Origin of the sequence: Paraburkholderia mimosarum LMG 23256 = NBRC 106338 (assembly GCF_000739815.1) — a bacterium.
Taxonomy (GTDB): Bacteria; Pseudomonadota; Gammaproteobacteria; order Burkholderiales; family Burkholderiaceae; genus Paraburkholderia; species Paraburkholderia mimosarum.
The window spans coordinates 1-23794 of sequence record NZ_BBJJ01000059.1 but is presented as its reverse complement, the minus strand read 5'-3'; the positions used below and the strand labels follow the sequence as shown (position 1 = coordinate 23794).

At 61.0% G+C, this 23794-nt stretch carries 19 protein-coding genes; 11 read left to right on the top strand and 8 right to left on the bottom strand.

Features of this window, described 5'->3' with window-relative positions; all coding sequences use genetic code 11:
* Positions 1–855 precede the first annotated feature (855 nt).
* From BMI01S_RS28595 to BMI01S_RS28585, 3 genes are all read left to right on the top strand, one after another.
* Positions 856–2055: a glycosyltransferase family 2 protein gene (locus tag BMI01S_RS28595; RefSeq protein WP_208461003.1), complete on the top strand. Its 1200-nt coding sequence runs from the start codon at positions 856–858 to the stop codon at positions 2053–2055.
* 28 nt (positions 2056–2083) lie between these two features.
* The gene (locus tag BMI01S_RS28590; RefSeq protein ID WP_028232129.1) at positions 2084–3049 is read left to right on the top strand and encodes a hypothetical protein; all 966 of its coding nucleotides are present in this window, start codon (positions 2084–2086) and stop codon (positions 3047–3049) included.
* Between the two features lie 250 nt (positions 3050–3299).
* Positions 3300–4424, top strand: a complete 1125-nt coding sequence (locus BMI01S_RS28585; protein WP_028213533.1) for an ATP-binding protein — start codon at positions 3300–3302, stop codon at positions 4422–4424.
* Positions 4425–4770: 346 nt separating this feature from the next.
* Here the strand turns inward: BMI01S_RS28585 and BMI01S_RS28580 are convergent, their stop codons facing one another.
* The 7 genes from BMI01S_RS28580 to BMI01S_RS28550 form a co-directional block, all read right to left on the bottom strand.
* On the bottom strand, positions 4771–5625 hold the full coding sequence (locus BMI01S_RS28580) for an oxidoreductase (RefSeq protein ID WP_244145421.1): 855 nt from the start codon (positions 5623–5625) through the stop codon (positions 4771–4773).
* Entirely contained in the window at positions 5612–6352 is a 741-nt protein-coding gene (locus tag BMI01S_RS28575; RefSeq protein ID WP_028213535.1) for an SDR family NAD(P)-dependent oxidoreductase, read from the bottom strand. Before BMI01S_RS28575 ends, BMI01S_RS28580 begins: the two co-directional genes overlap by 14 nt.
* 120 nt (positions 6353–6472) lie before the next feature.
* Positions 6473–7360, bottom strand: a complete 888-nt coding sequence (locus BMI01S_RS28570; RefSeq protein WP_028232127.1) for an alpha/beta fold hydrolase — start codon at positions 7358–7360, stop codon at positions 6473–6475.
* Between the two features lie 46 nt (positions 7361–7406).
* A complete protein-coding gene (locus tag BMI01S_RS28565) occupies positions 7407–7928 on the bottom strand; it encodes a protein tyrosine phosphatase family protein (protein ID WP_208461004.1) in 522 nt (173 codons plus the stop codon).
* A gap of 69 nt (positions 7929–7997) precedes the next feature.
* Positions 7998–8885: an MBL fold metallo-hydrolase gene (locus BMI01S_RS28560; protein WP_042291355.1), complete on the bottom strand. Its 888-nt coding sequence runs from the start codon at positions 8883–8885 to the stop codon at positions 7998–8000.
* A gap of 426 nt (positions 8886–9311) precedes the next feature.
* On the bottom strand, positions 9312–10250 hold the full coding sequence (locus BMI01S_RS28555; protein WP_051381509.1) for a helix-turn-helix transcriptional regulator: 939 nt from the start codon (positions 10248–10250) through the stop codon (positions 9312–9314).
* Between the two features lie 240 nt (positions 10251–10490).
* Positions 10491–11993: an efflux transporter outer membrane subunit gene (locus BMI01S_RS28550; RefSeq protein ID WP_042291344.1), complete on the bottom strand. Its 1503-nt coding sequence runs from the start codon at positions 11991–11993 to the stop codon at positions 10491–10493.
* Positions 11994–12080: 87 nt separating this feature from the next.
* On the opposite strand from BMI01S_RS28550, the gene BMI01S_RS28545 reads away from it, so the two are divergent.
* The 3 genes from BMI01S_RS28545 to BMI01S_RS28535 all read left to right on the top strand — a co-directional run bounded on the left by BMI01S_RS28545 (position 12081) and on the right by BMI01S_RS28535 (position 16994).
* Positions 12081–12698, top strand: a complete 618-nt coding sequence (locus BMI01S_RS28545) for a TetR/AcrR family transcriptional regulator (RefSeq protein WP_028213539.1) — start codon at positions 12081–12083, stop codon at positions 12696–12698.
* Positions 12699–12777: 79 nt separating this feature from the next.
* Complete coding sequence (locus tag BMI01S_RS28540) at positions 12778–13899, top strand: efflux RND transporter periplasmic adaptor subunit (RefSeq protein ID WP_028232125.1); 1122 nt, start codon at positions 12778–12780, stop codon at positions 13897–13899.
* Complete coding sequence (locus tag BMI01S_RS28535; protein ID WP_028232124.1) at positions 13896–16994, top strand: efflux RND transporter permease subunit; 3099 nt, start codon at positions 13896–13898, stop codon at positions 16992–16994. Before BMI01S_RS28540 ends, BMI01S_RS28535 begins: the two co-directional genes overlap by 4 nt.
* Before the next feature lie 181 nt (positions 16995–17175).
* Here BMI01S_RS28535 and BMI01S_RS28530 read toward each other — a convergent pair whose 3' ends face one another.
* Positions 17176–17652, bottom strand: a complete 477-nt coding sequence (locus BMI01S_RS28530) for a cytochrome P450 (RefSeq protein ID WP_407669077.1) — start codon at positions 17650–17652, stop codon at positions 17176–17178.
* A gap of 170 nt (positions 17653–17822) precedes the next feature.
* Here BMI01S_RS28530 and BMI01S_RS28525 point away from each other — a divergent pair, with 170 nt between their 5' ends.
* The 5 genes from BMI01S_RS28525 (at position 17823) to BMI01S_RS38250 (ending at position 23723) form a co-directional block, all read left to right on the top strand.
* A complete protein-coding gene (locus BMI01S_RS28525) occupies positions 17823–18110 on the top strand; it encodes a DUF1330 domain-containing protein (RefSeq protein ID WP_028213543.1) in 288 nt (95 codons plus the stop codon).
* A 1112-nt stretch (positions 18111–19222) separates the two neighbouring features.
* A complete protein-coding gene (locus tag BMI01S_RS28515; protein ID WP_028213544.1) occupies positions 19223–20044 on the top strand; it encodes a prohibitin family protein in 822 nt (273 codons plus the stop codon).
* 10 nt (positions 20045–20054) lie between these two features.
* A complete protein-coding gene (locus BMI01S_RS28510; protein ID WP_028213545.1) occupies positions 20055–20402 on the top strand; it encodes a hypothetical protein in 348 nt (115 codons plus the stop codon).
* Positions 20403–21073: 671 nt separating this feature from the next.
* On the top strand, positions 21074–21577 hold the full coding sequence (locus BMI01S_RS38255) for a DUF2726 domain-containing protein (RefSeq protein WP_081716129.1): 504 nt from the start codon (positions 21074–21076) through the stop codon (positions 21575–21577).
* An 823-nt stretch (positions 21578–22400) separates the two neighbouring features.
* Positions 22401–23723, top strand: a complete 1323-nt coding sequence (locus BMI01S_RS38250; protein WP_154671363.1) for a CHASE domain-containing protein — start codon at positions 22401–22403, stop codon at positions 23721–23723.
* Positions 23724–23794 lie beyond the last annotated feature (71 nt).

Genomic DNA, 23794 nt, shown 5'->3' with positions numbered 1-23794 from the left:
ACCCCGCCTTTCGTCCGTTATCTGAATGAGATCCCTCGATGTTTAACATGGAGAAAAGATCGCATTCAGTCGCCCCCAAATTTGCGAGAAGGCGCAAATGTTTGCGCAAACGTATGCGCAGTTGCGCAGTGTTGCGAAGAACAAAAATCTGTTGCCGCCACCCGGACATTTGGTTAGCATTTCGTCAGCCTATTTTCTAAAAGGCGGCCAGCAGAACCCGGAATCGCAATGAAATAGCGAGACTTTTCAGTCCCTAGCCGCGGAAAATCGAAGCTCCCACGTCAACGGGAGCGTCAAGGCATTTCAGAAGAACGAATAAGAACAGACTGCGGCCTCTTAAGCTTTACCGCGCCGAGCTGAACAAAAATAGAACGTCCGCTGGCAAAGAAAAGTCAACAGTGGGCGCAACAGCAATACCGGGGAAACGAAGTGTCAGTGCTGCCTACTCATGACGAGCAGAAGCGGGTGCTCGGTCAAATCTTTTCGCTCACGACGGCAAGCCGTACTGCCGCTCCACGCTTGCGCGTGCGTCGCCGCACGCCCCAATCTTCCAGCCAGCTTTAGATGCGTCGGCGGACACCGGGTCCGACAGGCAGAACGACTGCATCTACTTAGTACCCCTATCTGGTATTCAGTAATAAGCATCTCAACTTCCATGACTGTCTCAAAGTGACGAACCGTATTCAATCCGTCGATAGAAGCCCTCCACCCAGCCAGGTGGATCCGGCATCCCTTCCGTTGGATCACAGGTCGCGCCTGTATCTTCCAGTCAAGTACAAATTCGCGCTGTCTTTTGCGCTCGCGCTGCTATGGTCCGCGGTGTCGTGCCTTCTTGCGCAGGGATGGCTGAGGGAGATGAGTATCCAGTTGGGGGCAGTGTGCGCCCACCTGATCGTGTACGGCATCGCGATTTTGCCAGGGGGAATGAACGCGTTCTTGCTGTCGAGCCTGTTGCTGGATCGCCGGCCCCGGCTTCGCACAACCCATGAGCCACTGCCGGGACTCAGCATTCTGGTCGCCGCCTATAACGAGGAAGAATCCATCGCCCAAACCATCGAGAGCATTGCACGGCAGGAGTATGCGGGGCCACTGCAGGTGATTGTGATCAACGACGGCTCGACAGATGGCACGGCGCACCAGTTGGACGGACTCGAATATCCATGGCTGGAAGTCATTCACATGCCGAAAAATGTCGGCAAGGCGCGCGCGCTCAACGCGGGGCTTGAGCGCGTGCGCCACGGCCTGACGGTCACTGTCGACGGCGATTCATACCTGTACCGCAATGCTCTCGAAAACCTGATTCGCCGTTACCAGAACGACCCGCCAAACACGCGGGCAGTCGCGGGAGCGGTGCTGGTGCGCAATTCGCGAGCCAACCTCGTCACGCGAATTCAGGAATGGGATTATTTCCACGGCATCGCGTCCGTGAAGCGTCTGCAAAGCCTTTACCAGGGCACCCTTGTCGCGCAGGGCGCATTTTCGGTGTACGACACCGCCGTTCTTCGCGAGGTCGGTGGGTGGCCGGGCGCGGTAGGCGAAGACATTGTGCTGACCTGGGCAATTCTGAAGCTCGGTTATCGGGTTGGCTACGCCGAAAACGCCTGTCTTTTCACGAACGCGCCCACGACGTGGCGCCAGTTCATTCGACAGAGACAGCGCTGGTCCCGCGGCCTGATGGAAGCGTTCAAGGTGCACTGGCAGCTTTTGTTCCACCCCCGCATGAGCACGTTGTTCATTTGGTGGAATCTCTTGTTCCCCTACATGGATCTGGTCTACACGCTCGCCTTTGTTCCCGGGCTGGTGCTCGCGCTGTTCGGCATCTACTGGATAGCGGGCCCCATGACGCTTCTGGTGCTGCCGATGGCCATGCTCGTCAACTGGATCATGTTCCGCATACAGGCGGGGATGTTCTCGGCACAGGGCTTGAAGGTGCGCCGCAACGCCTTCGGATTCATCTTTTATAGCCTCTTTTACGGCGTCGTCTTGCAACCCGCCTGTGTAGTGGGCTATGTGCAGGAATTTGTCACGCGCGGCAAGCGTTGGGGCACCAAGTAGCAACTGAATCGAAATGGGTAATTTATTCATGCAAGCAAGCCGCTCCCTCAGCACACCCGCGCCCTGGCTAAGAGTCGGCCTCGCCGGCGCACTGGCCATCGGCGCCGTCTCCGCCGCTTTCGGGCAGTCGGCGGATAGGCAGGCAACGCATAGCGCGATCACTGGAGACGCCCTGTTCAGCAACGACAGCGATCACTTCCGGGAGGCGCGCGGTTATCTTGGCTACCTGTTCTCGAACGGCTGGGGACTAGGTGGTGGCGTCACCTACTACGGTGCGCCCGACTGGTCGGCCCGCGGGCGCGGCCTGTTCGGACAATACCGGTCCGCCGATGCGCAGCAAACCCTGTCGGCCCGCGTCGGGGTCATGGACACTGACGGTCACACGACGCCTACGGGTGCGCTAGATTTCATGCGTCATGTCACGTCCGCCACGTCGCTCGGGGTGAGCGCGGAGCGCGACGTTGTCGATTCGATCAAGGGTATCGAAAAAGGACTGACGTACGACAGTCTCGCGCTGGTGCTGGACCACCAGTTCACCCCGAGATTCACAGTGGGCGCGGTTGCAGGCGCCATGTGGTTCTCGGATCACAACACCAGACCTTTCCTGCGCACGCGCTGGAGCTACGAACTCGTGCAGAACAGCGGGGTCAACGCTTATATCAAGACCCGGCACTACTACGACACTGATCCGGGTCTGGGCAACTACTATTCGCCGCGTTGGCTCGGAGAGGTCTCGGGTGGTTTTTCGTGGCGAGCCGCACTGAGCGACAAGGCGGTATTTTTTGTGAGCGCCGACGCTGGCCGCCAGAATACGGAGAGCGGCGGTACCGGCATCTGGGGTGCACGCATCGGTCTGCAGAATCATCGCAGCCGGAAAATGCAGTGGCAGGTGGCGGTCGAAACGACCAACAACCACACGTCTGGATTCTCTAGCGGCGGAGATGGGTACCGGTATACATCCGTAACTGGCCAGCTGGTTGTGCCGTTTAACTGAATCTGCGGCCTGGCAGTACGCTGCTGTTCTACCGCGCACAACAGGAACGACGTCGACGCATTGCGTATCAGGGCCGCCCCGCGGCTGCGCGTCAGTAGCCTTGTTGCAGCGCGTTCGCGACTTCGGGGGTTCAATCGACTGGCACCAGGACTCGTGGGCATCAGGTCGGCTACCGGATACTTCTGGTTTGCGCTGGGCATCCCACTGCAGTATCATCCGGTATCATGCGATTTGATACTGATCGTAATCGATGATACCACTTGAAACCTTGCAGCCGGACCCTTGGCATTTTCCCCGGCCAGACCTCGCTGCTGCCTATCTCCAGGCCTTCGACCTGAAGCTTTCGTCTGCTCGCGGGCTATTTGCACGCCGGCGCATGGGAAAGACCGAATTCCTCCGCCGGGACCTGTTGCCAGCCGCGGCAGAGAGAAACTACCTCGTAGCGTATACGAACCTTTGGGACAAACGTTCCGCGCCGGACGAGGCCCTGGTCAGCGCACTTGCAGAAGCGCTCGAACCCCAGGGTGTGCGGGCGGTGCTCGCGAAGCTCGGTAGTCCGGTGAGGAAGCTGAAGGCGACCGCCCGGATCGCGGGAGCGGAGGGTTCCCTCGAAGCCGAACTCGGCGCGGCAGGCGACAGCGCAGTGGCGCTACGCGAGGTGCTCCGCCAGCTCGACAAACAAAAACGGCCGCTGCTCCTCGTCATTGACGAGGCGCAGGTTCTCGCTCTTGCGGACCACAGCGATTTCGCGCATGCATTGCGCGCGGCACTCGACGTTCGCAAGGATCGCATCAAGGTGATCTTTGCAGGGAGTTCGGAGACGACACTGCGTGAGATGTTTGCCCGGGCCTCCGAGCCGTTCTACAACTGGGCGGCGCTGGAGCCGTTTCCCTTGCTTGGCGAAGAATTCGTCGCGTTCACGGTGAAGCTGCTCAACAGCATGGCCCGTCACAGGCTGACACTGGAGCAGGGCATGCACGCGTTCGAAGAACTGCATCGAACGCCCGAGTTCTTCAAGCGGTTCGTCGAGCGGTACATGCTCTACCAGCTCCAGGGCGACGAGGCGGCGCTTGCGCATACGAGAACGTCGGTATTTTCGGACGAACACTTTCTGCGTCAGTGGACCGAGTTGAATCCCGCGGACCAGGCAATCGTGACCATGCTCGCGCGTGGGGAAGGGGATATCCACGGTGCCTCAGGTCTGGCGCGGCTCACAGCACTAACCGGAAAGCGGGCCACGAAGAACACGGCTGCCCATGCCTTACGCCGGCTCCAGTCTCACAATATCGTTACGAGACTAGCTATCGGTGACTACCGCATCGAGGATGAAGCATTCGCTGAGTGGGTGCGTCGCCGTAGGGATGTGCGGGCCTGAATGCGCGGTGTCGTCGATGCGCGGCATCATGTCGACCCTTTCCATACCGAAGGGCCGCACGCGACGGTGACGGCAGTCCGGCTGAGAAACGCGACTAACGGTCTACCGCGAACCGCGCCTCGCACATAGGTCGATTGCGCAAAAACCGGTGTCCAGACGGTTGGTATCTGCGCCCGTGATGCTCACGGCGGGCAAAAAAACCGCAGATCGGGCAACGGATCTGGAGACCGAGGGGCGCGGCGCCACGGGAAGCAACCTGTTCCGTGCGCCGCGACATCGCCCGTTTATCCATTCAGGCAGGGCAGTCGAAGCGACTTTCGCCTTGCGCAAACGCCTTGTCATCCCCTCATGCTTCGAGGCCGAAAGCGCGTCTAAGACTCTTGTCGACCTGTCCGGACGGCGCGAAGCGGCGCAAAAAGCTCAATAGCTTCGCCCGTCCGTCCGCGGGTTGTCTGAACTGGCGCGTCCCTTCCGCGATTGCGAGGACTTTCTTCGCCACTTCATCCGGCGGCGGGGCGTTGCTCACCTGCTGCCGCACGGCATCGACGCTGCATGCCAGAGCGGCGGCATAGTCCTTGATGACCGCCTTCGTCCGCGTCGCGTTCGTATCGAGATTCGTGTTCGTAAAGCTCGGCTCTAGCAGCACGATCCGGACTCCAAATGACCTCACCTCGTGATCGAGTGATTCGGACAGCCCTTCCAGCGCGTGCTTGCTGCTCGCGTAAAGCCCCATGAAAGGGGCTGGCAGGAAGCCGAGTACGGAGCTTATGTTGACGATCAGCCCACTGCGTCTGCTTCGCATCGAGGGCAAGACTGCCCTCACAACGCGCAGGACTCCGAAGACGTTCACGTCGAAAAGCGCTCCTGCCTCGGCGATGCTCGTTGCCTCGACAGGGCCGACGAGCGAAACGCCCGCATTGTTGACGAGGATGTCGATGCGGCCAGTCCGCTCGATTATCACCCTCACAGCGGCTGCGACCGACTCCTCGTCCTGCACGTCCAACTGGATCCACTCGATGCCCGGGACGCTGGTGACAGAATCAAGTCTTCGCACGCCGCCGAAAACCCGGTATCCAGCCGCCGCCAGCGTTCGCGCGGTCGCGCCCCCGATGCCGGAGGACGCTCCGGTGATCAATACAATTTTCTGTTCCATTGAATGCGTTTGAGTTTCGACTAATGGGCGTGTTTCAGGCAATTGCATGGACGAGGTTCGCCAGGTAAGCCTGGGTGCCCTCCGGGTCGGCCCTGAACGCCTTTGCCGTCGTCTGGGAAAGTTCGCCCGGGAAGACTTCGTCGTGTCCTGCGGCGAGCGCGTCGAGTGTGCCGACAGCGACCTCCCGCGGCGTCAGCTTGGGATCGGGCAGGGGAGCGCCGAGTGCCGTATCGGTTTGTGCCGGCATGACCGCCAGAACTTGAACGCCGCGTGACTTCAGTTCGGCGCGCATCGTACGAGTGAGATGCAATGCGGCTGCCTTCGACGCTGAATAGGTTCCGGCAACGGGAAGCGTGACATGCGCCAGAATCGAAAGAATATTGACGACCGCGCCGCCCGGACGAAATGCCGGGGTATCGCGCAGGGCCTGGGAAAGCGCGAGGACACCAAAATAATTCACTTCCATCTCCGCGCGCGCGCCAATCGTGTCGCTCGAAGACAGTGCGCCGGAAAAAGCGGCAGTCCCCGCATTGTTGATCAGCAGATTGATATCGGAAGCGATCTGCGCAGCGTGCGCGACCTGGTCGGGCCGGCTGACGTCCAGCTCGATGGCGACGAGCCGGTCCGAGACGGCAAGCAGATCCTGCACCGAGGTCGGGTTTCGCACGCCGAGATAAATCTTCGATGCGCCACGGTCCAGCAACTCGCTGACGAACGCGCGGCCAATGCCGCCATTCGCACCGGTTAGCAGTACTACGGAACCTTCGATGTTCATGTTTGACTCCGGAAATATGGAGAGGTCAAGGAGAATTGCGATGGCCGCCCACGCCGGACTGACGCGGGCGGCACAGAGGCCCTCGGGCAGCAGGAGCTGTCTGCTCGAGGAAAAACAGGTCTAGTGCGCGTCCAGCATGATTCGCGCGACTTCTCCGGCGGCATCGATCTGTGGCCAATGTCCGGCATCGACCGCGTGAAGCGTAGCTTTGCGTGCCTGCGACTGGATGTGGTGCGCTACGCTCACGTGAAGGTAAGGATCGGCGTTGCCCCAGACGAGCTGAACCGGAACGTCGGAGCGCCTGAAGTCCACGAGGCGGGCCGTATTGGCGGCGATCTCCTCGTGCAGCTGGGACGTCATCTGCGCGAAGGCCACGGCTGCGCTCGGCTGTTGCCTGAAGTTGTTGTCGATCACGGGGCCGAGGAAATCGAAGTAGTTGACTTTCTGCGCATCGGTGAGCCCATGTTGAAGCAGGTTGCGCTGAAAATCGACGAGCCAGGCGAACTGCTGCGGGCTTTGGAGGAAATGCAGGGCCAGTGCGCGCAATTCCCGGTTCGAGAAAAGCTCGATGAGCTCGGGCACCCTCAACCCCGGAGAGGCCCCGTAGAAGACGTTCATCAGGACGACCGCGCTCGTGCGCTCGGGATGCTTCAGCGCGAAATTGACGGCGGCGGGACCGCCTGCGTCGTGGCCGACCGGGATGATCCGATCGAGCGCGAGGGCCTCGACCACGGCTTCGAGGTCGCCGAGTTGTTGCGGGAAGCTGTATTGCATGCCGTCCGGTTTATCCGACCCGCCGAAGCCGAGAAAGTCTACCGCCACCACTCTTCGCCCTGCTGCAACCAGATGTGGAATGAGCAGGTCGTAGATGTGCGAATCATCGGGAAATCCGTGCAGCACGACGAAGGCGGGTCCGTTGCCGGCGAAGTCGCGGACATAGACGCTGCCGCGATCGCGCGCGACGCGATGCTCGGCGAAAGCCGGGAGAGGCAGATTGGGAGATTCCATTTCAACGATTCCTTGAGAGATTGAGAACAGGCGCACCCGCGGCGTTTCACGGCGCGTCGCTGCTCCCGTTGCATGGGCCGTCTGCGCGGGCTGAGCGACTGCTCTCATAAAGCGCTTCGAGCCTGGGTCGCAGGCCGTTCAGGTCGTAGCCTGCGGCAGCGATTCGTTCGAGCACGGCGTCGGGCTCGAGTCCTGCACCCACGGACAACGCCCAAAGCGTGGCCGCACGCACGCCGGTGCGGCAATACGCCACGACGGGCCCTTCGAGCGCCGCCAGCGCGGCTGCGAATTGCCCGGCATCCTCCATCGTGGCCTTCCCCGGAACGATGGGAATCGCGGCGAAGCCGAGCCCGGCAGCGCTGGCCGCCTCCTGCATCTCGACGAGGGTGGGCTGGCCGGCTTCCTCGCCATCGGGACGATTGACGATGATGGACCGGAACCCCTGAGCCTTGACGGTGGCGACATCGGCAAGACTCAGCTGGGGACTGACCGAGAGGTGCGGTGCGAGCGGTCTAACGAGCATGGCGATATGTTTGAGGATGGTCTTGCGATTCAGGGAAGCCCGCATGGCTTCGCGTGTTTTCCGCACCGGGCGGTCGGTGCGCGGACACGTCGGGGCGAAAAGCGGGCGAATCCATCAGATCGTGTCGAGCGGAATCTTGAGGTAACGCGTGCCGTTGCTTTCCATGGGGGGAAGCGCGCCGCCACGCATGTTCACCTGGATCGCCGGCAGGATCAGCCTGGGTACCGCAAGCGTCGCATCGCGTGCGTTGCGTGCGGCGACAAACTCGCTCTCGGTCACGCCCTCGCGAACATGTACGTTCGACATGCGCGCGGCGCCGATCGTCGTTTCCCAGACATAAGCGTCTCGCCCAGGTGCCTTGTAGTCGTGGCAAAGAAACACCCGCGCCTGATCCGGCAGGCTGAGCAAGCGCCGGATCGAGCGGTAGAGTTGCCGCGCCTCGCCACCGGGAAAGTCTGCTCGCGCCGTTCCGTAGTCCGGCATGAATATCGTGTCCCCACAGAACACCGCGTCACCAATGACATAGGCGACGTCGGCCGGCGTATGGCCCGGTACGTCAAGCACCGTGCACCTGAGCGAGCCGATCATGAACTCATCGCCGTCGTCGAAGAGGGCGTCGAACTGGGAGCCGTCCCGCCTGAACTCCGACCCGACATTGAAGAGATCACCAAAAATCTGCTGGACCACCGTGATGGCACGGCCGATTGCTACTTTTCCGCCGACCTGTGCCTGCAGGTAAGGTGCCGCCGTCATATGGTCCGCATGCGCATGCGTCTCGAGCAGCCATTCAACCGAGAGACCTTCGGATTCGACGTAAGCAACGATCGCTTGCGCAGACTTCGTCGAGGTTCGCCCGGCTGCGGCGTCGAAGTCGAGCACGGGGTCCACGATCGCCGCGGCGAGCGTGCCGGGATCGTGCACGACGTGGCTCGCAGTGAACGTCGCTTCATCGAAGAATGTCCGGACGACAGGTGTTGCACGGTCACCGGCACGCGTCTGCAGAACGCTTGCCGACGCGTGTTGAAGCGGCTGATCCACGGCTTCCTCCCTCCTGGCGTTCCAGGCTTGCTATTCATTCGACCATGGAATGCCTGAATGATGCATTTCGTGAAGTGCTTCGCGTGCAGCCAGACTCGCACCAGTCTGCGAATATTCAGCGCGACGCCGGGTTGTCATTCGCGCGGCGACTTCAGGAGTCAGCGCGCAGGCAGGGTATCCCGTCAGGCTCGCGCCGGTCTTGGATAAAACTACGCATCGATGCACAAACCATGGGCGTTCGGCTTTCGAAAGGCCGACACGCTGTTTTCCGGGAAGGTATGCGAAAGCCTGCCTCGCGGCGCGAAGCGTCGGAGATCAATCGATCCGGATATTCGTCCCGCGCCTGATATCTCACGAGAGGACGGCTCCCGTCACCCGACGGCAAACTGTCTAGCGCGACCGGTGGTGCGCGCGCCAGTCCTTCGGGCCGCAACCTGCATAGCGGGTGAACACGCGGGAGAAATGGCTCTGGTCAAAAAAGCCGCAATCCAGAGCGATGGAGGCAAGGCTCGCGTCCGTATCGCGAAGCTTCGATTTCGCGCGTTCAATCCGGCGCTTCAACAGCCACTGATGGGGCGACATTCCGGTTGTCTGTTTGAAGGCTTCGGCGAAATAGCTCGCGGAAAGATCGCATTGGCCTGCAAGGTCGAGAATGGACGGGTTGACGCCGGGATGGCTCTCGACAAACTCCGTGATGCGCCGCATCTGCCAGGGAGCGAGCATGGCGCGCCGCTGACGGGATGGCGCGTCGGCTTGGCCGTAGCGCGTAACCACGTGCTCGCAGAATGCGAGGCCCACGTAGTCGAGAAATAGCGAGGTCGCTAGCGCCGGCTGCTCAAGAACGGGCAGCACGGCCTGGGTCAGGTGAAACAGGACAGGGTCGTATACACCGAATTCGCGCTGCACGAGGTCGCCGATGCGGCGGCGCCCCTTTTGCCACGTGAAGTCATCGATCGTGCTGCGGGATAGATAGAGCCGTACGGCGTCGAACGGCTTGTCAAGCCGACGTGTCGGCTCGCAGCGAAGGTCGAGCAGATAGCTCCAGCCCTGTCTGCAGGCCGCCGAGTCGTCGATACGGATTCCTGAATAACATATGTCCGGTTCGGGGCAGGCAACAAGCGGTATCTGAAAGATGACCGCTTCTTCGGGTGGTGGCGGGAGTGAGCGGCCAGGTTGCGGCCGGTCGTTTCGCAGCCTCGAGAAGGTAACCGGCGGCGCGAGCGGTGCAACGCTCGCCCGCAGCGTCGGCGCTTGCCGCAGACGAAACCGTCCGGCAAGGGCTCTGTCCGGGGCGTGCTGGCCGGAATCCGCATCGATTTTCTCGTTCATTCAACGTCACCACGAATGCCGCCGTTCCGATGTTTTGAACCGTTGATGAGCAGCTGGGTTGAACGACAGCCAGGTTAGCTTAACCCGGCTTCATGGCTCTCGCGTTATCGCGCTTGCCTGTCCCAGATTGTGTGCTCCGTCCCGGTGCAACATTGCGCGCGGACCCGTATTTCCGCCGCGGCGGCCGGTCCGATACGCCGCCGATATGGAATCGTCAAACAGCGCACTGTCCGCTACAACTCATGGGGCGCTTGCGGCGGCAATCTGCGCGCCAGAATGTGCGGGCGAGGGCTTCTGCGTTTGCAGCGTTTCCGGATTCCAGCCGCCACCGAGCGCCCTGAACGTCGCAATCGCCGCTCGCGCGGATTCCGTTTGCGCCTGCGCCCTCGCGTCCGAAGCCTGCAGCAGGGTTTCATCGGCGTGCAGCACATCGATGAAGCTCGCGGCGCCGCCACGGTACGCCGCCATCGAGGAGTCCTTCGCTTTCGACAATGACGACTCTGCGTGCGACAGGGTGGCGGCCTGAGCCTCCCGGTTCACGAGCGAAGAGAGCGAATTTTCGACGTCCTCGGTGGCACGAAGGACGGCCTGGCGATAGGCCGCGAGGGCTTCCGCGTCGGCGCCTTTCGCTTCGCCGACGTCGGCGTTGATGCGCCCGAAGTCGAACAGGCGCCAGCGCAGACCGACGAGACCTGCCATCTGGCTGGCGCCGCCAGTAAACAAGGTGCCGGCCGCTGCCGAGGTCGCACTGCCGAGGAACGCGCTCAGCGAGACAGTCGGGTAATACTCGCTGATTGCCGCGCCGACGCGGGCATTGGATGCTGCAAGATGACGTTCTGCGGCGATCAGGTCGGGGCGCCGTTGCAGAAGATCCGCCGGTGTTCCCATATCCGCAATGGATGGGGCGGCGGGGATTGAACGCGCATCCGCGAGGTCTGCGCGGTGCGTACCCGGAGGGGAGCCCAGCATGACATCGAGGGAGTTCAATGCCGCGTCCAGGCCCGCATTGAGCACGGGCACCGTTGCCTGCACCTGGTCGAGCGATCCTTGCGCCTGCTGGACCTGATAGTCGGCGGCCGCGCCTTTCGAGTAGAGGAGCTTCACGTCGGCGAGCAGTTGTTCCTGCGTTTTCACCTGCCGGTTCGCAATATCCAGACGTGTCTGAAGCCCCCGTATCGTGACGTAGATATCCGCAGTTTGTGCGGCGACGGCAAGTCGGGTGGCGACAGCCGCTGCCTGGGTCGCCGAATAGTCTGCGAGCGCAGCTTCGCGCTGCCTGCGCAGTCCACCGAAAATGTCGATCTCCCAACCGGCTTCCAGGTTGACTTCATACTCGCTGCCCCAACGCTTGAAACCCGGCTGTGCGTTGAGAAGCTGGCCTACCGGCGTATCGACCGACTGGTAGGCTCGTGCCGCCGAACCCGAAACCGTGGCCGAAGGGAGCAATGCAGCGTCGGCAGCACCGAGGCGCGCACGGGCCTGGTCGATTCGCGCGACGGCCTGGGCGAGGTCCAGGTTCTGGGCGAGCGCAAGCGACACGTAGCGGGTCAGGAGGGGATCGTTGAATCCTTCCCACCAGGCCGACAGATTCGCCGAGGGAGCGGCCGCCGTCTTTGCGGCCGGCGGCTGCGTCATATAGCCCTGCGCGAGCGGTGCGTCGGGCCGGTGATAGTCGGGGCCCACGGTGCAGGCAGAAAGAACGGTGGCGCTCAACAGGAGCAGAAGAGGTCGATGGGAAAACATGGGAGTCTCGAAGAGTGGCAACGTAGTGACCAATATACAATACGGTCACTGGTTGTCAATCACTCTTTGAGAAGTTAAGCTTGAGCCATGAACAAGCCCATTGCCTCCGCCCAGCCGTCCCGTGGTCCTTCGGACCATGAGGTTCGTGCCCAGATCGTCGACGCAGCGACCGAATATTTCACCCGCTACGGCTACGAAAAGACAACCGTTTCCGACCTTGCGAAGGAAATTGGTTTTTCGAAAGCCTACATTTACAAGTTTTTTGACTCGAAGCAGGCCATAGGCGAGGTGATCTGCGCGAATCGCCTGGCTGCCATCGTCGAGGCCGTGAGCGGAGCGGTGAGCGACGCCCACAGCGCAACCGAAAAATTCCGCCGTATGTTCAAGGCGTTACTGGCCTCCGGCAGCGCACTCTTCTTTCAGGATCGCAAGCTCTACGATATCGCCGCCGTTGCAGCGGGCTCGCCATGGCCTTCGGTCGCGGGCTACGAGGAGCAGATCCGGAAACTGCTCTCCGATATCGTGCTGCTCGGGCGCGAGACGGGCGAATTCGAGCGTAAGACGCCACTCGACGAAACGGTGAATGCCATCTTCCTCGTCATGAAGCCGTATTTCAGTCCGCTGCTCCTTCAATACAACCTCGACGCGGCTGACGAAGCGACGGCCCAACTGGCGAGCCTCGTGCTTAGAAGTCTGGCTCCTTAAAATTTCGCGTTGTGACTATTGACTGATTTGGTCACCAGGATCAGAATGAGGCCTCCTACTCGTCGCAAGGAGCGACCTCATGTTCCGGCACCGTTACATTGTCTACACCCTGAGCCTGGCATCGCTCGCGCTTGCGGCATGCGGTGACAGCCATATCCCCGACGCGCGCACCGAAGCCCCGCTCGTGCGCACGGCCGTGGTCCATAGCGCCCCGGGGGCGAGCCGCTCCTTCACGGGGGTGGTTGGCGCCCGCGTGCAAAGCGATCTCGGGTTCCGGGTTCAGGGAAAAATCACCGAGCGTCTCGTCGATGCGGGGCAAACGGTCAAACGTGGCCAGCCGTTGATGCGCATCGACCCGATCGACCTCGGATTGCAGGCGCGCTCACAGCAGGAACTGGTTAGCGCAGCCCAGGCGCGGGCCACGCAGACGGCTGACGATGAGGCCCGCTACCGCGATCTCGTGGCGGCAGGTGCGGTGTCGGCGTCGACGTACGAGCAGCTCAAGGCGGCCGCCGATTCAGCCAGAGCGCAGCTTGTAGCGGCAAAGGCGCAGGCCGATCTCGCGAACAACGCGTCCGGCTACGCCGTGCTGCTGGCGGATGCGGACGGCGTGGTGGTCGAAACCCTGGCCGAGCCGGGTCAGGTCGTCGGCGCAGGCCAGATCGTCGTGCGCCTTGCGCACGCAGGGCCGCGCGAAGCCGTTGTTCAGCTTCCCGAAACACTTCGGCCCGAGCCGGGCTCGGCTGCGCAGGCGACGCTCTACGGCGCCGGCAGCAAGAGCGTTCCCGCCACTTTGCGGCAGCTCTCGGATTCCGCCGATCGTCTGACGCGCACTTACGAGGCCAGGTATGTCCTCGGCGGCGCGCTTTCCGACGCTCCGCTTGGCGCCACGGTGACGCTCAACCTGCCAGGCGACGACGGACAGCGGCAGGCCGCGCTCGAGGTACCCGCCGGCGCGTTGTTCGATCCGGGAACCGGCACGGGCGTCTGGACGATCGAAGGATCGCCGGCGCACGCGTCCTGGCATAAGGTCCACGTCGCGGCACTCGGCAACGAGACGGCGACCGTGACCGGCGATCTCCGCGAAGGCGAGCAGGTCGTCGCGCTTGGGGCTCAGCTGCTTCACGACGGCGAAAAGGTGCGCCTCGCCAATGACGGCATGACCACGGCGTCGGTCACACGCGAAGGAGAGGCGCAATGAGCGGCTTCAACCTGTCGGCCCTCGCCGTGCGCGAGCGCTCCATCACTCTCTTTCTCATCATTCTGATTTCCGTTGCGGGGATCGTCGCGTTCTTCAAGCTCGGGCGCGCGGAGGATCCGCCCTTTACCGTCAAGTCGATGACGGTCATCACGGCATGGCCCGGCGCTACCGCGCAGGAAATGCAGGAGCAGGTCGCCGAACCGCTCGAAAAGCGCATGCAGGAGCTGCGCTGGTATGACCGCACGGAAACCTATACCCGTCCTGGACTGGCATTCACCACGGTGACGTTCCTGGATAGCACGCCGCCTGCCGAGGTTCCGGAGCAGTTCTACCAGGCCCGCAAGAAGCTCTCCGACGAGGCAGCGAATCTGCCCCCTGGCGTGATTGGTCCGCTCGTCAATGATGAGTACTCCGACGTAACGTTTGCGCTGTTCGCGCTGAAAGCGAAAGGGCAACCGGAGCGCTTGCTCGTGCGTGACGCCGAGGATCTGCGACAGCGACTCCTCCACGTGCCGGGCGTCAAGAAGATCAACATCGTCGGCGAGCAGGCCGAACGCATCTACATCTCGTTTTCGCACGACCGTCTTGCGACGCTCGGCGTGACGCCGCAAGACATCTTCGCGGCGCTGAACGGCCAGAACGTGCTGACACCGGCAGGTTCGATCGATACGGCTGGGGCGCAGGTCTTCATTCGTGTCGAGGGCGCCTTCGACAAGCTGCAGAAAATCCGCAACACCCCGATTGTCGTTCAGGGCCGCACGCTCAAGCTTTCGGACGTGGCAAGCGTCGAACGCGGGTACGAAGATCCGGCGACATTCCAGATCCGGAACAACGGTGAACCGGCGTTGCTCCTTGGCGTGGTCATGCGGGACGGCTGGAACGGTCTGAGCCTCGGCCAGGCGCTCGACAAGGAAGTCGCATCGATCAATTCGGGATTGCCGTTGGGTATGAGTCTTACGAAGGTGACCGACCAGGCCGTGAATATTCATTCAGCCATCGACGAATTCATGGTCAAGTTCTTCGTTGCCTTGCTCGTGGTGATGGTGGTGAGCTTCGCCAGCATGGGCTGGCGCGTCGGCATCGTGGTGTCGGCCGCGGTGCCGCTGACACTCGCGGGCGTGTTCGTCGTCATGGCTGCGACGGGCAAGAACTTCGACCGTATCACGCTTGGATCGTTGATTCTCGCGCTGGGTCTGCTGGTGGACGACGCCATCATCGCCATCGAGATGATGGTCGTGAAAATGGAGGAAGGCTACAGCCGGGTGCAGGCATCGGCTTACGCGTGGAGTCACACTGCCGCGCCGATGCTTTCGGGCACACTGGTCACCGTAGTCGGCTTCATGCCGAATGGCTTTGCCCGCTCGACGGCTGGCGAATACACCAGCAACATGTTCTGGATCGTCGGCATCGCGCTGATCACTTCATGGATCGTTGCGGTCGTCTTCACACCGTATCTGGGCGTCAAGCTGCTGCCCGATATTCCGAAGATCGAGGGCGGCCACGAGGCGATCTATAACACTCCGAACTATCAGCGTTTTCGCGAGTTCCTGGTGCGCGTGGTTCAGCGCAAGTGGATGGTCGCGGGTATCGTAGTCGGATCGTTCGTGGTCGCCGTGATGGGAATGAGTGTGGTGAAGAAGCAGTTCTTCCCGACTTCCGATCGGCCGGAAGTTCTGGTCGAAGTTCAGATGCCCTATGGCACCTCCATCGAACAAACCGCCGCGGGAACGAAAAAGGTCGAAGCCTGGCTCGCGAAGCAACCCGAAGCAAAAATCGTGACTTCGTACATCGGGCAGGGTGCGCCGCGATTCTATCTGGCGATGTCTCCCGAACTTCCCGATCCGTCGTTCGCAAAAATCGTGATACGCACGAATGACGAGAAAGAGCGGGAAGTGCTCAAATTGCGTTTGCGCAAGGCCATTGCGGAGGGTTTGCTGCCCGGCGCGCAGGTCCGCGTGACCCAGCTCGTGTTCGGTCCTTATTCGCCGTATCCCGTTGCCTTCCGCGTCATGGGCCCCGACCCGCAGAAGTTGCGCGCCATCGCCGCGCAGGTCGAGGGCGTCATGAATGCCAGCCCGATGATGCGAACGGTCAATACCGACTGGGGTCCGCTCGTTCCCACCATGCACTTCACGCTGGACCAGGATCGCCTCGGGGCAGTTGGATTGACGTCCAGTTCGGTCGCCCAGCAGTTGCAGTTTCTTCTGACCGGCATACCCATCACGAACGTACGCGAGGATATCCGTTCCGTGGAAGTGGTAGCGAGATCGGCGGGCGACACCCGGCTCGATCCGGAGCGAATCAGCGGGTTCACCTTGATCGGTTCCGCTGGCCAGCGTGTGCCGCTGTCCCAGGTGGGAAAGGTCGATATCAGGATGGAGGATCCGATCCTTCGCCGTCGCGACCGCACGCCGACGATCACCGTTCGCGGCGACATTGCGGAGGGCTTGCAGCCGCCCGATGTATCGACGGCGATGCTGGCGAAGCTTGAGCCGGTGATTGCCCAGCTCCCGGACGGTTACCGGATCGAGGAGGCGGGGGCGATTGAAGAAGCCGGCAAGGCGACGAAGGCGCTCGTGCCGCTCTTTCCGATCATGATCGCACTCACGCTGCTGATCATCATCTTCCAGACGCGGTCCATCCCGGCCACCATGATGGTGTTTGCGACCAGTCCGCTCGGGTTGATCGGCGTGGTTCCGACGCTGTTGCTGTTCAACCAGCCATTCGGGATCAACGCGCTGGTGGGGCTCATTGCGCTCTCCGGCATATTGATGCGCAATACGCTGATCCTGATTGGCCAGATCGAGCAGAATACGCGCGAAGGGATGACGCCTTTTCATGCGGTGGTGGAGGCGACCATCCAGCGCTCGAGACCGGTCATACTCACTGCGCTTGCGGCGATGCTCGCCTTCATCCCGCTTACGCATTCGGTGTTCTGGGGCACGCTGGCCTACACCCTGATTGGCGGCACCTTCGCGGGAACGATCATGACGCTCGTGTTCCTGCCCGCGATGTACGCCATCTGGTTCAAGATCAGGCCTGAAGCCGGCAAGGCTCCGGCCGCCCATGAGGAGAGCGAGAGCACGATCGCGTAGCCGCCGTTGCGTGCAATCATGGAACCTTGTGATCGCTTGTCTGCGGAACGTGTTCAAACGTGCGGAGGCACTTTTTGAACTCGCCTCTTGTACAAAGAGCATGTTCCGGCGATGCGACGGTGAATGCGTCACCGTCGATATCATAAAGGGCGGTCAAGAGGGGATAAGGCCTCTTCGAACGTTATACGCCGGGTTGGCGGCCACCGGCGTCCCAGACGAGCGGCACGCGTGTCACGCAATTCACCATTCCGCCTTCAAAACTAATCTGCCCAGCGGGATCGAGTTCGAAATCGGGAATGCGCCGGAACCATTCTTCGAGGAAAACGCGAATCTCGTTTCGTGCCAGGAGCGCCCCTGCACAGCGATGAGGGCCGGTGCCGAAGGCTGCATGTTGCGATGCATTGGCGCGCGCGAAATCGGCGTGCATCGGGCACTGGAATGTGCGTTCGTCCATGCCATGCAACAGTGGGCGGACGTACACACGGTCACCCGCCTTGAACCGAACGCCTTTGTATTCGAAGTCGCGCGTCATCACGCGGCCCGTGCTGGACGGCGCAAACATGCGCAACAGTTCCTCCACGGCGTTGCCCACCGTCGGAGCCGCGTTGCGGCGGACCGTCGTTGAGGGTCGAAATGTGTCCGACGCGCAGAGGTAGATTGGGGTGGGGAACCCTGCCTCTACGATCGCCTCGCGAACGTCTGTATGCGAGGCTCAGGTGGTCCTCTCGCCCGGTGACGGCGAGATCTGCACCGACGCTGCGTATCGAGGCCCGATGCGGTTTCATGGCATCATCGTGCCGACCTTCACACAACCCGGGGAGCGACGCCATGGCGACTTATATTGTCTTCACGAAGGAAAGCACGCAGGATCAGAGTGAGCTCGACATCTACCAAAGCAAGGTAGGCGAGACCTTCAAAGGTCATCCGGTCAACATTCTTGCTGCCTATGGACCTCAACAGGTTCTTGAGGGCGAAGCGCCAGAGGGCGTCGTGATAGTGGAGTTTCCGTCGACTGCGGCAGCACGTGCGTGGTACGACAGCCCGGCGTATCAGGAAGTCGCGCAGCACCGGTTCAAGGGCGCGCGCTATCGCGCCGTTCTTGTAGAAGGCGTGTGACAAAAGACTTCGACGTTCGGCCCGAGGAGCCGGGCCCTGAACCATCGGCATTGTTGCCGCGCCATGACAATATGGAAAGCCCGCAAGCGTGAGCCAACGTGGTCACGCTACCGGTCGCCGAATCGTCCTCTGGCGTGATGCATTTGACGACATGAAATCGAGAGGCGGACCAGGTAATTTCCCCGCGAAAGCCTGAACGCGTCGTCATCCCGCACCCGCCGGTTCCCGGCGCGCAAAGCAGGCGAACACGGTGACGGGTGCTTGCTCTATTTGGTGCGCGTGCTGGTTGTGTTTGCAAGCAGGCAGGGCCATACTTCCTCGTAATGCGTTCAGTATCGAGGGCATTACAGGAAGGCAAAGCCGCCGGTCATCGAGCCACACGAGATTCGCCATGCACTCAAAGTCGCGGCGGTGACTGGACAGAATGCGGTTCGCGATGTTGCGCTGCTGACAGTGTTCTACGGAACCGGACTCACGGCCAACGAAGTGGCCAAGTTGCGGGTGGCCGACTACCTTTCCGAGAGCGGAAGGGTTCGTGTCGATTCGACGGTGCGGCCAGAAATTGCATTTAATGGCAAGGCGCGGCCGCTTGTATGGGCCAATGCGAGGACGTGCGCAGCGATCGATGCCTACCTCGCAAGATCACTACGCACCGCGCGGCGTTCCGGGGACTCGACGCGAACGGCTCGTTGTTTCTGACGGGTGACCGTGAGTCGTTCGCGTTCACCAAACGCGTCACGGGGACCGGAACGATCAGCTATTCGTGCGAGACGTTGACTGAAATCGTTCGGCGTCTGCATCAACAGGCGGGTATCGAGAACGGGAACGCAAGTGCCGCACGTCGAACGTTTGCTGTTCGCCTCCACCGTGACGGCCGATCGTTAAAGCTGATTCAGGAGTTGATTGGAGTTTCCAGCTTGTCCGCCGTTAAAAGATTGATAGACGCTGATCCGGTTCGGCTGGCGTCCATCGTTAGCGGGGTGATCTAGTGACACGAAGTTGGGGTTATTGCTAGCCAGGCTGTACAACGGGGCGGGTATCAGTGTTGGCGCAATAGATCATTCCTGTTCCTGAACAAACGTATCCAATGCTTCAAAATAGAGAAAATAACAATGAGCGCACAAGTGAATATGCCAACCATGACTCGCGCTGTCGGCCTCGCCGTGATCGGCTTTCTTGCTTTCACGCTGATTGCCGGCGGTTTCGTGACCGTCGGTCCCGGGCAACGTGGCGTGCTGATGACATGGGGCGCCGTCGAACCGGGTGTACTTGACCCTGGCCTGCATTTGAAGGTCCCGTTCGCGCAGTCGGTCGCCAAAATGGACGTTCAGGTGCAAAACTCCCAGGATGCGGAAACGGCGGCGAGCCTTGATCTGCAGGATGTGACGACGACTGTGGCAACGAACTGGCACATTCTGCCCGCCGACGCAGAGTGGGTCTATCAGCACATTGGCAATGAGTCCGCCCTGGTCGTCAAGATCATTAAGCCGGCGATCAGCAACTCGGTGAAAGCGGTGACTGCCCATTACAACGCCGAAGATTTGATCACCCACCGCGATCAGGTGCGTGGACAGATCGAAGCGCAAATCACCGCCGAACTCAAACCATATCGGTTGGTGGTGGATTCTGTGAACATCACTGATTTCCACTTCAGCGCGCAGTTCGCGCAGGCGATCGAACAAAAGCAGGTAGCCCAGCAGCGTGCGCAGCAGGCCCAATACGAGTTGCAGAAAGCCAGGGTACTCGCCGATCAGAAGATAGTCGAGGCACACGCGCAGGCCGAGGCGCAAAAACTACTCCAGCAGACGATCACGCCCGAGATCATTCAGCAGCAGGCAGTAGCCAGGTGGGATGGTCACTTGCCGGAAGTACTGGGGAGTAGCGGAGTTCTTCCAATGCTTGGAAATGTTGGCATAGGTAAGGTAGATCGATAGGAAAGGGGAAATGGATCGGGCTACTTTATCGCGGTTGCGTCAATCTATTGATGACCTCGACCGCGTATCAGTGACGCTTCCGCGAGAGAGTGAGGGTTTCATATCCCTCACCCGGATCATCCAGCAGTTGCGGATTCTTCAGGACACGGTGAGCGCGGGGGATGCCCGTGAAACTGTGTTTGTGTGTTCAGAGCAGATTGCCTCGATTGGGCGCTCGCGTGACACGTTCGCGCGTGCTGCTGGCATCGGCCTGTATAACCAGACCCTTGAGATCGTGACGGCGTTACAGAAGGAGGCGCATGTATTCGCTGCCATTCAGCCGCAACATCACGGCCCGGGCAAGATGATTCACGGGTAACAGGGGCTGGAAGATGGAAGACTTGCGGGGTGTACAAGAGTCTATCTGGGTAGCCTTGCCTGCTCTCGTATCGCGCCATCGGCGCCGTTCGTGTATTGACATGGCGCCAACTCCAACAGATCGAGAGCGAAGTTCTCGCAGCGGTTCTGTCGAGCGCGAAGCTTCCGAAGTGGATCGCTTACATGATCCGCTCCGGGAGAGCTTGCACATCAGGGAGACGGTATGCTACGTGAAGTTCGAGGCGCACGATTACATTTCGCCGGTTTTTGCGGTACGGGATGACGCTAGACGTCGGGTGAACTGATCCAACGGAAAACTGTCCGGTCAAGGCGCTCCAAGCGGAACCCGCCGGTCGTTTTTGCGGGGGGCGTCGCGGGCGTGTGTTGCAGGTGGATGTTACAGCCCACGCCAGGCGACGGAGCCTCGTGCCTGGACGCCTCGGCGTCGGCAGTGTCAAATTAATTGTCGTCGCTTCTAGACGGGAGATGCTCGTGAGGCTCGGACTCAGCCGCGTCGGCGTCGGGAAGGTCGTCGGGAGCCGGATTTTGCGGGCCCGTCGGACCGGGCGGCCGATCGGGCTGGCGAGTCGTGCCGGCGGTAGGGCGCGCGGCGTCGGGTGCGGTGCCGGCACACACCTCGTGTCTATCGCTCCCCGGCGTGAGGACGCCCAAATGCACATGGATAGATTGTTCCTCTTCCTGCCGGTTGTGACCATGGTTCTCGTCGTCGTCGCCATTGCGCCTCGCCGCATGAGAGCACGGAGTTTCTCCTACACGCGGTGCGAAATACTCACGCCGAATGAGGCGGAGTTTTTTGGACGGCTGCGCGCGGCGCTTCCGGATCACTACGTGTTCCCTCAGGTCGCTATGAGCGCGATCATTACGCCAAAGGGCTACGCTAGGTCCAGACAGGCAGCCTTTAACCAGATCTCACGCAAGCGCATCGATTTTGTGATCTGCACAGACCGGTTGGAACTCGTCGTCCTCGTCGAACTCGACGACCGAACCCATGATGCCCGACGCGATGCGAAGCGCGATGCGATGACCCGCTCGGCGGGGATCCGCACCATCCGCTTCTCCTCGAGCAGGCGCCCCTCGGTCTCCGAGATTCGCGCGGCGATACTCCCGCCTTCGGTCGTCCCGAAAGCAGGTGACTCGTTCACAGCGCTGGACTAGCATCCGGATATCAAACAAGGAGCAAAGCAGTCCGTGTGGCCGTTTAAATTCCGAACATTCGATCTGTAGTGTCAAGATGCGCGTGCCGAACCGCTTGGCGTCTCATGCATGTCGGGCGCGTCGGTGATCCGGGCGCCTATAGTGTAGCCAGGCATCGGACGCGCAGAAGGCCGAAGGGGGCTGTGTGAAAGCTAGTGGGTTATGCCCCGTTGCTATCCCTCGAGCCGTGGTTGGGCTAAGGGCGGGTATGTGAGGGGGCAGGTCATTCAACGACAGTCTCCGGCCTTTGCGGACGTTCAGCGATGGGGGGGCGAGGGACGGCTCCGCATAGGTGGTATCTGCGAAGCGACTATTCATCACTGGACGACATACATCGCTGGGGCGACGCGCCAAACAGTCGCCGGAACATGCTGGCGTACTGTATCCGAGGTCGACGGCGTCAGGTTGCCCCCCCGGCGCGCCTGATCGCCAGGGCGTCGGGAGGAGCCTGCGGACTACGCGTGAAGTCCCCGTAGCGAAATCGACTTCGTGCAAGCGCGACCGTCTTGTTGTGCCTCGGAATGGCATGCAAAAAAGTACCGCACCGAGGCGCCACTTGGTAGTGTGGATTGCCGTGCGTCTCTATCGTAGTACCCGCACATTGAGGTCGCACCAACCATTACTTTCCGCACGGCTTCGCTTCCTCTTAGAATGGCCGCCTTAGCCCATTCTCCGCTTGGCCATCATCTTGCTAATCGCTCGTCATAGCCGTTCCGTTCGTTTGATACTCGCCGCGTTCGTGTTTTGGCTCGTGAGTGCACTTGTGATCGTCGGTGTGTTGGTTATGTCCGAGACTTCCCGGCTACGACGGGACTTCGCGGCTCAGAGCGAAGCCACATACGAAATCATTCGCCAGCGCCTCGATCAGAACGAGGCAGTACTGGCCGGCATTGACTCCATGCTGCACACGTTCCCCGGTGTTGAGTCGGCGGGCCTGAGGGATTATTCACGGCAAATGCTGGCGCGATATCCGCACATCTACATGATTGAACTGCAGCCGCGTGTAGAAGAATCTGATCTTTCGCGGTTCGAGGCATGGGCGAGAAAGGCGATTTACCCGCAGTTCTACGTCAAGGACTACGGATATGGCGGAGAGCGACATTGGCATCCAGTGTCAGGGCGTCCGACTTATTACCCGATCACATTTATGGAGCCGCAGGCCCACGAGGCTCTTCCCGTTCTCGGCCTCGATGTCTATGCCGACAACAAATTCCGGGCGGCCATCGACGAGGCCGTCCGTACCGGAAAGCCGTCAATCTCTGCGCCATTCGATCTGTATGAGGGCGGAAGGGCCTACCTGATTTTTAAAGCCGTCTATGCACACGTGCCCGATGATCTGGCATCGAGGCCGCGTCTTGCGAGCCGGGTGGTGTCGATGTTGATCCACACCGGAAAATTTTTGAGCCGCAACGAAGTGCCGTCGCCGTTGGTGTCGATGCGTATCTACGAACAGGGCTTTGGCTACGACCAGCCGGACGGGATCATCGATCGCGTGGACGCGAAACCTGTTCCCGCGTGGATCAGGCGGTTCACGCCGGAATTCGTGTATCGAAAAACACTCGCGAGCCAGACACAGCCATTCGTGTTCGAAACGCGGCGGCAGCTTGGGGCTGAGGTCATTCCCATGTTGCCGGTCGTGCTGGCGCTGATTGTTACCTTCGTGATTAGCCTGCTCGCGCTCGTCATCTATCAGCAGCAGATCGTAAGCAGGCGGATCGCCCGTGAAGCTGAGCGACACATGTATCTGCGGGAAGAGCAAGCGCAGGTCGCCCGCTTGCATACGATGGGGGAAATGGCCTCGGGAATCGCCCATGAGCTAAACCAGCCATTGGCAGCAATTCTCAGCTACAACCAGGCATGTGTTCGCATGCTGCATGAATCGAACCCGGATCTCGTGGCAATCGAAGGTGCCATGAAATCAATGACCGGTCAGGCAAAGCGGGCGGCCGATATCATTGTGCGACTGCGAGCATTTGTCAGCAAGCGCCCGGCCCAGGTTCTTCCGTTGGATGTGCGGAAGGTCGTGGAGAGTGCGCTCTCTCTGGCCGAGCCGTGGCTAAGGCAGGGCTCGGTGGTGGTCAGCCGCACGCTGCTGATGCTGGTGTGATTGTCGGCGCCGCTGTCGGCAGGGGTGCCCCCGTCGAGACTGCCGATAACGGGTGTTTCCGGGCGCCAGCT

Coding starts and splice junctions, on each gene's coding strand:
- BMI01S_RS28570 (WP_028232127.1), bottom strand. CDS start 7,360: ATGGAATCTCCCAATCTGCCTCTCCCGGCTTTCGCCGAGCATCGCGTC.
- BMI01S_RS28535 (WP_028232124.1), top strand. CDS start 13,896: ATGAGCGGCTTCAACCTGTCGGCCCTCGCCGTGCGCGAGCGCTCCATC.
- BMI01S_RS28575 (WP_028213535.1), bottom strand. CDS start 6,352: ATGAACATCGAAGGTTCCGTAGTACTGCTAACCGGTGCGAATGGCGGC.
- BMI01S_RS28585 (WP_028213533.1), top strand. CDS start 3,300: ATGATACCACTTGAAACCTTGCAGCCGGACCCTTGGCATTTTCCCCGG.
- BMI01S_RS28550 (WP_042291344.1), bottom strand. CDS start 11,993: ATGTTTTCCCATCGACCTCTTCTGCTCCTGTTGAGCGCCACCGTTCTT.
- BMI01S_RS28590 (WP_028232129.1), top strand. CDS start 2,084: ATGCAAGCAAGCCGCTCCCTCAGCACACCCGCGCCCTGGCTAAGAGTC.
- BMI01S_RS28595 (WP_208461003.1), top strand. CDS start 856: ATGAGTATCCAGTTGGGGGCAGTGTGCGCCCACCTGATCGTGTACGGC.
- BMI01S_RS28580 (WP_244145421.1), bottom strand. CDS start 5,625: ATGCAATTGCCTGAAACACGCCCATTAGTCGAAACTCAAACGCATTCA.
- BMI01S_RS28545 (WP_028213539.1), top strand. CDS start 12,081: ATGAACAAGCCCATTGCCTCCGCCCAGCCGTCCCGTGGTCCTTCGGAC.
- BMI01S_RS28565 (WP_208461004.1), bottom strand. CDS start 7,928: ATGCGGGCTTCCCTGAATCGCAAGACCATCCTCAAACATATCGCCATG.
- BMI01S_RS28510 (WP_028213545.1), top strand. CDS start 20,055: ATGGATCGGGCTACTTTATCGCGGTTGCGTCAATCTATTGATGACCTC.
- BMI01S_RS28555 (WP_051381509.1), bottom strand. CDS start 10,250: ATGAACGAGAAAATCGATGCGGATTCCGGCCAGCACGCCCCGGACAGA.
- BMI01S_RS28540 (WP_028232125.1), top strand. CDS start 12,778: ATGTTCCGGCACCGTTACATTGTCTACACCCTGAGCCTGGCATCGCTC.
- BMI01S_RS38250 (WP_154671363.1), top strand. CDS start 22,401: ATGTCCGAGACTTCCCGGCTACGACGGGACTTCGCGGCTCAGAGCGAA.
- BMI01S_RS28525 (WP_028213543.1), top strand. CDS start 17,823: ATGGCGACTTATATTGTCTTCACGAAGGAAAGCACGCAGGATCAGAGT.
- BMI01S_RS28515 (WP_028213544.1), top strand. CDS start 19,223: ATGAGCGCACAAGTGAATATGCCAACCATGACTCGCGCTGTCGGCCTC.
- BMI01S_RS38255 (WP_081716129.1), top strand. CDS start 21,074: ATGCACATGGATAGATTGTTCCTCTTCCTGCCGGTTGTGACCATGGTT.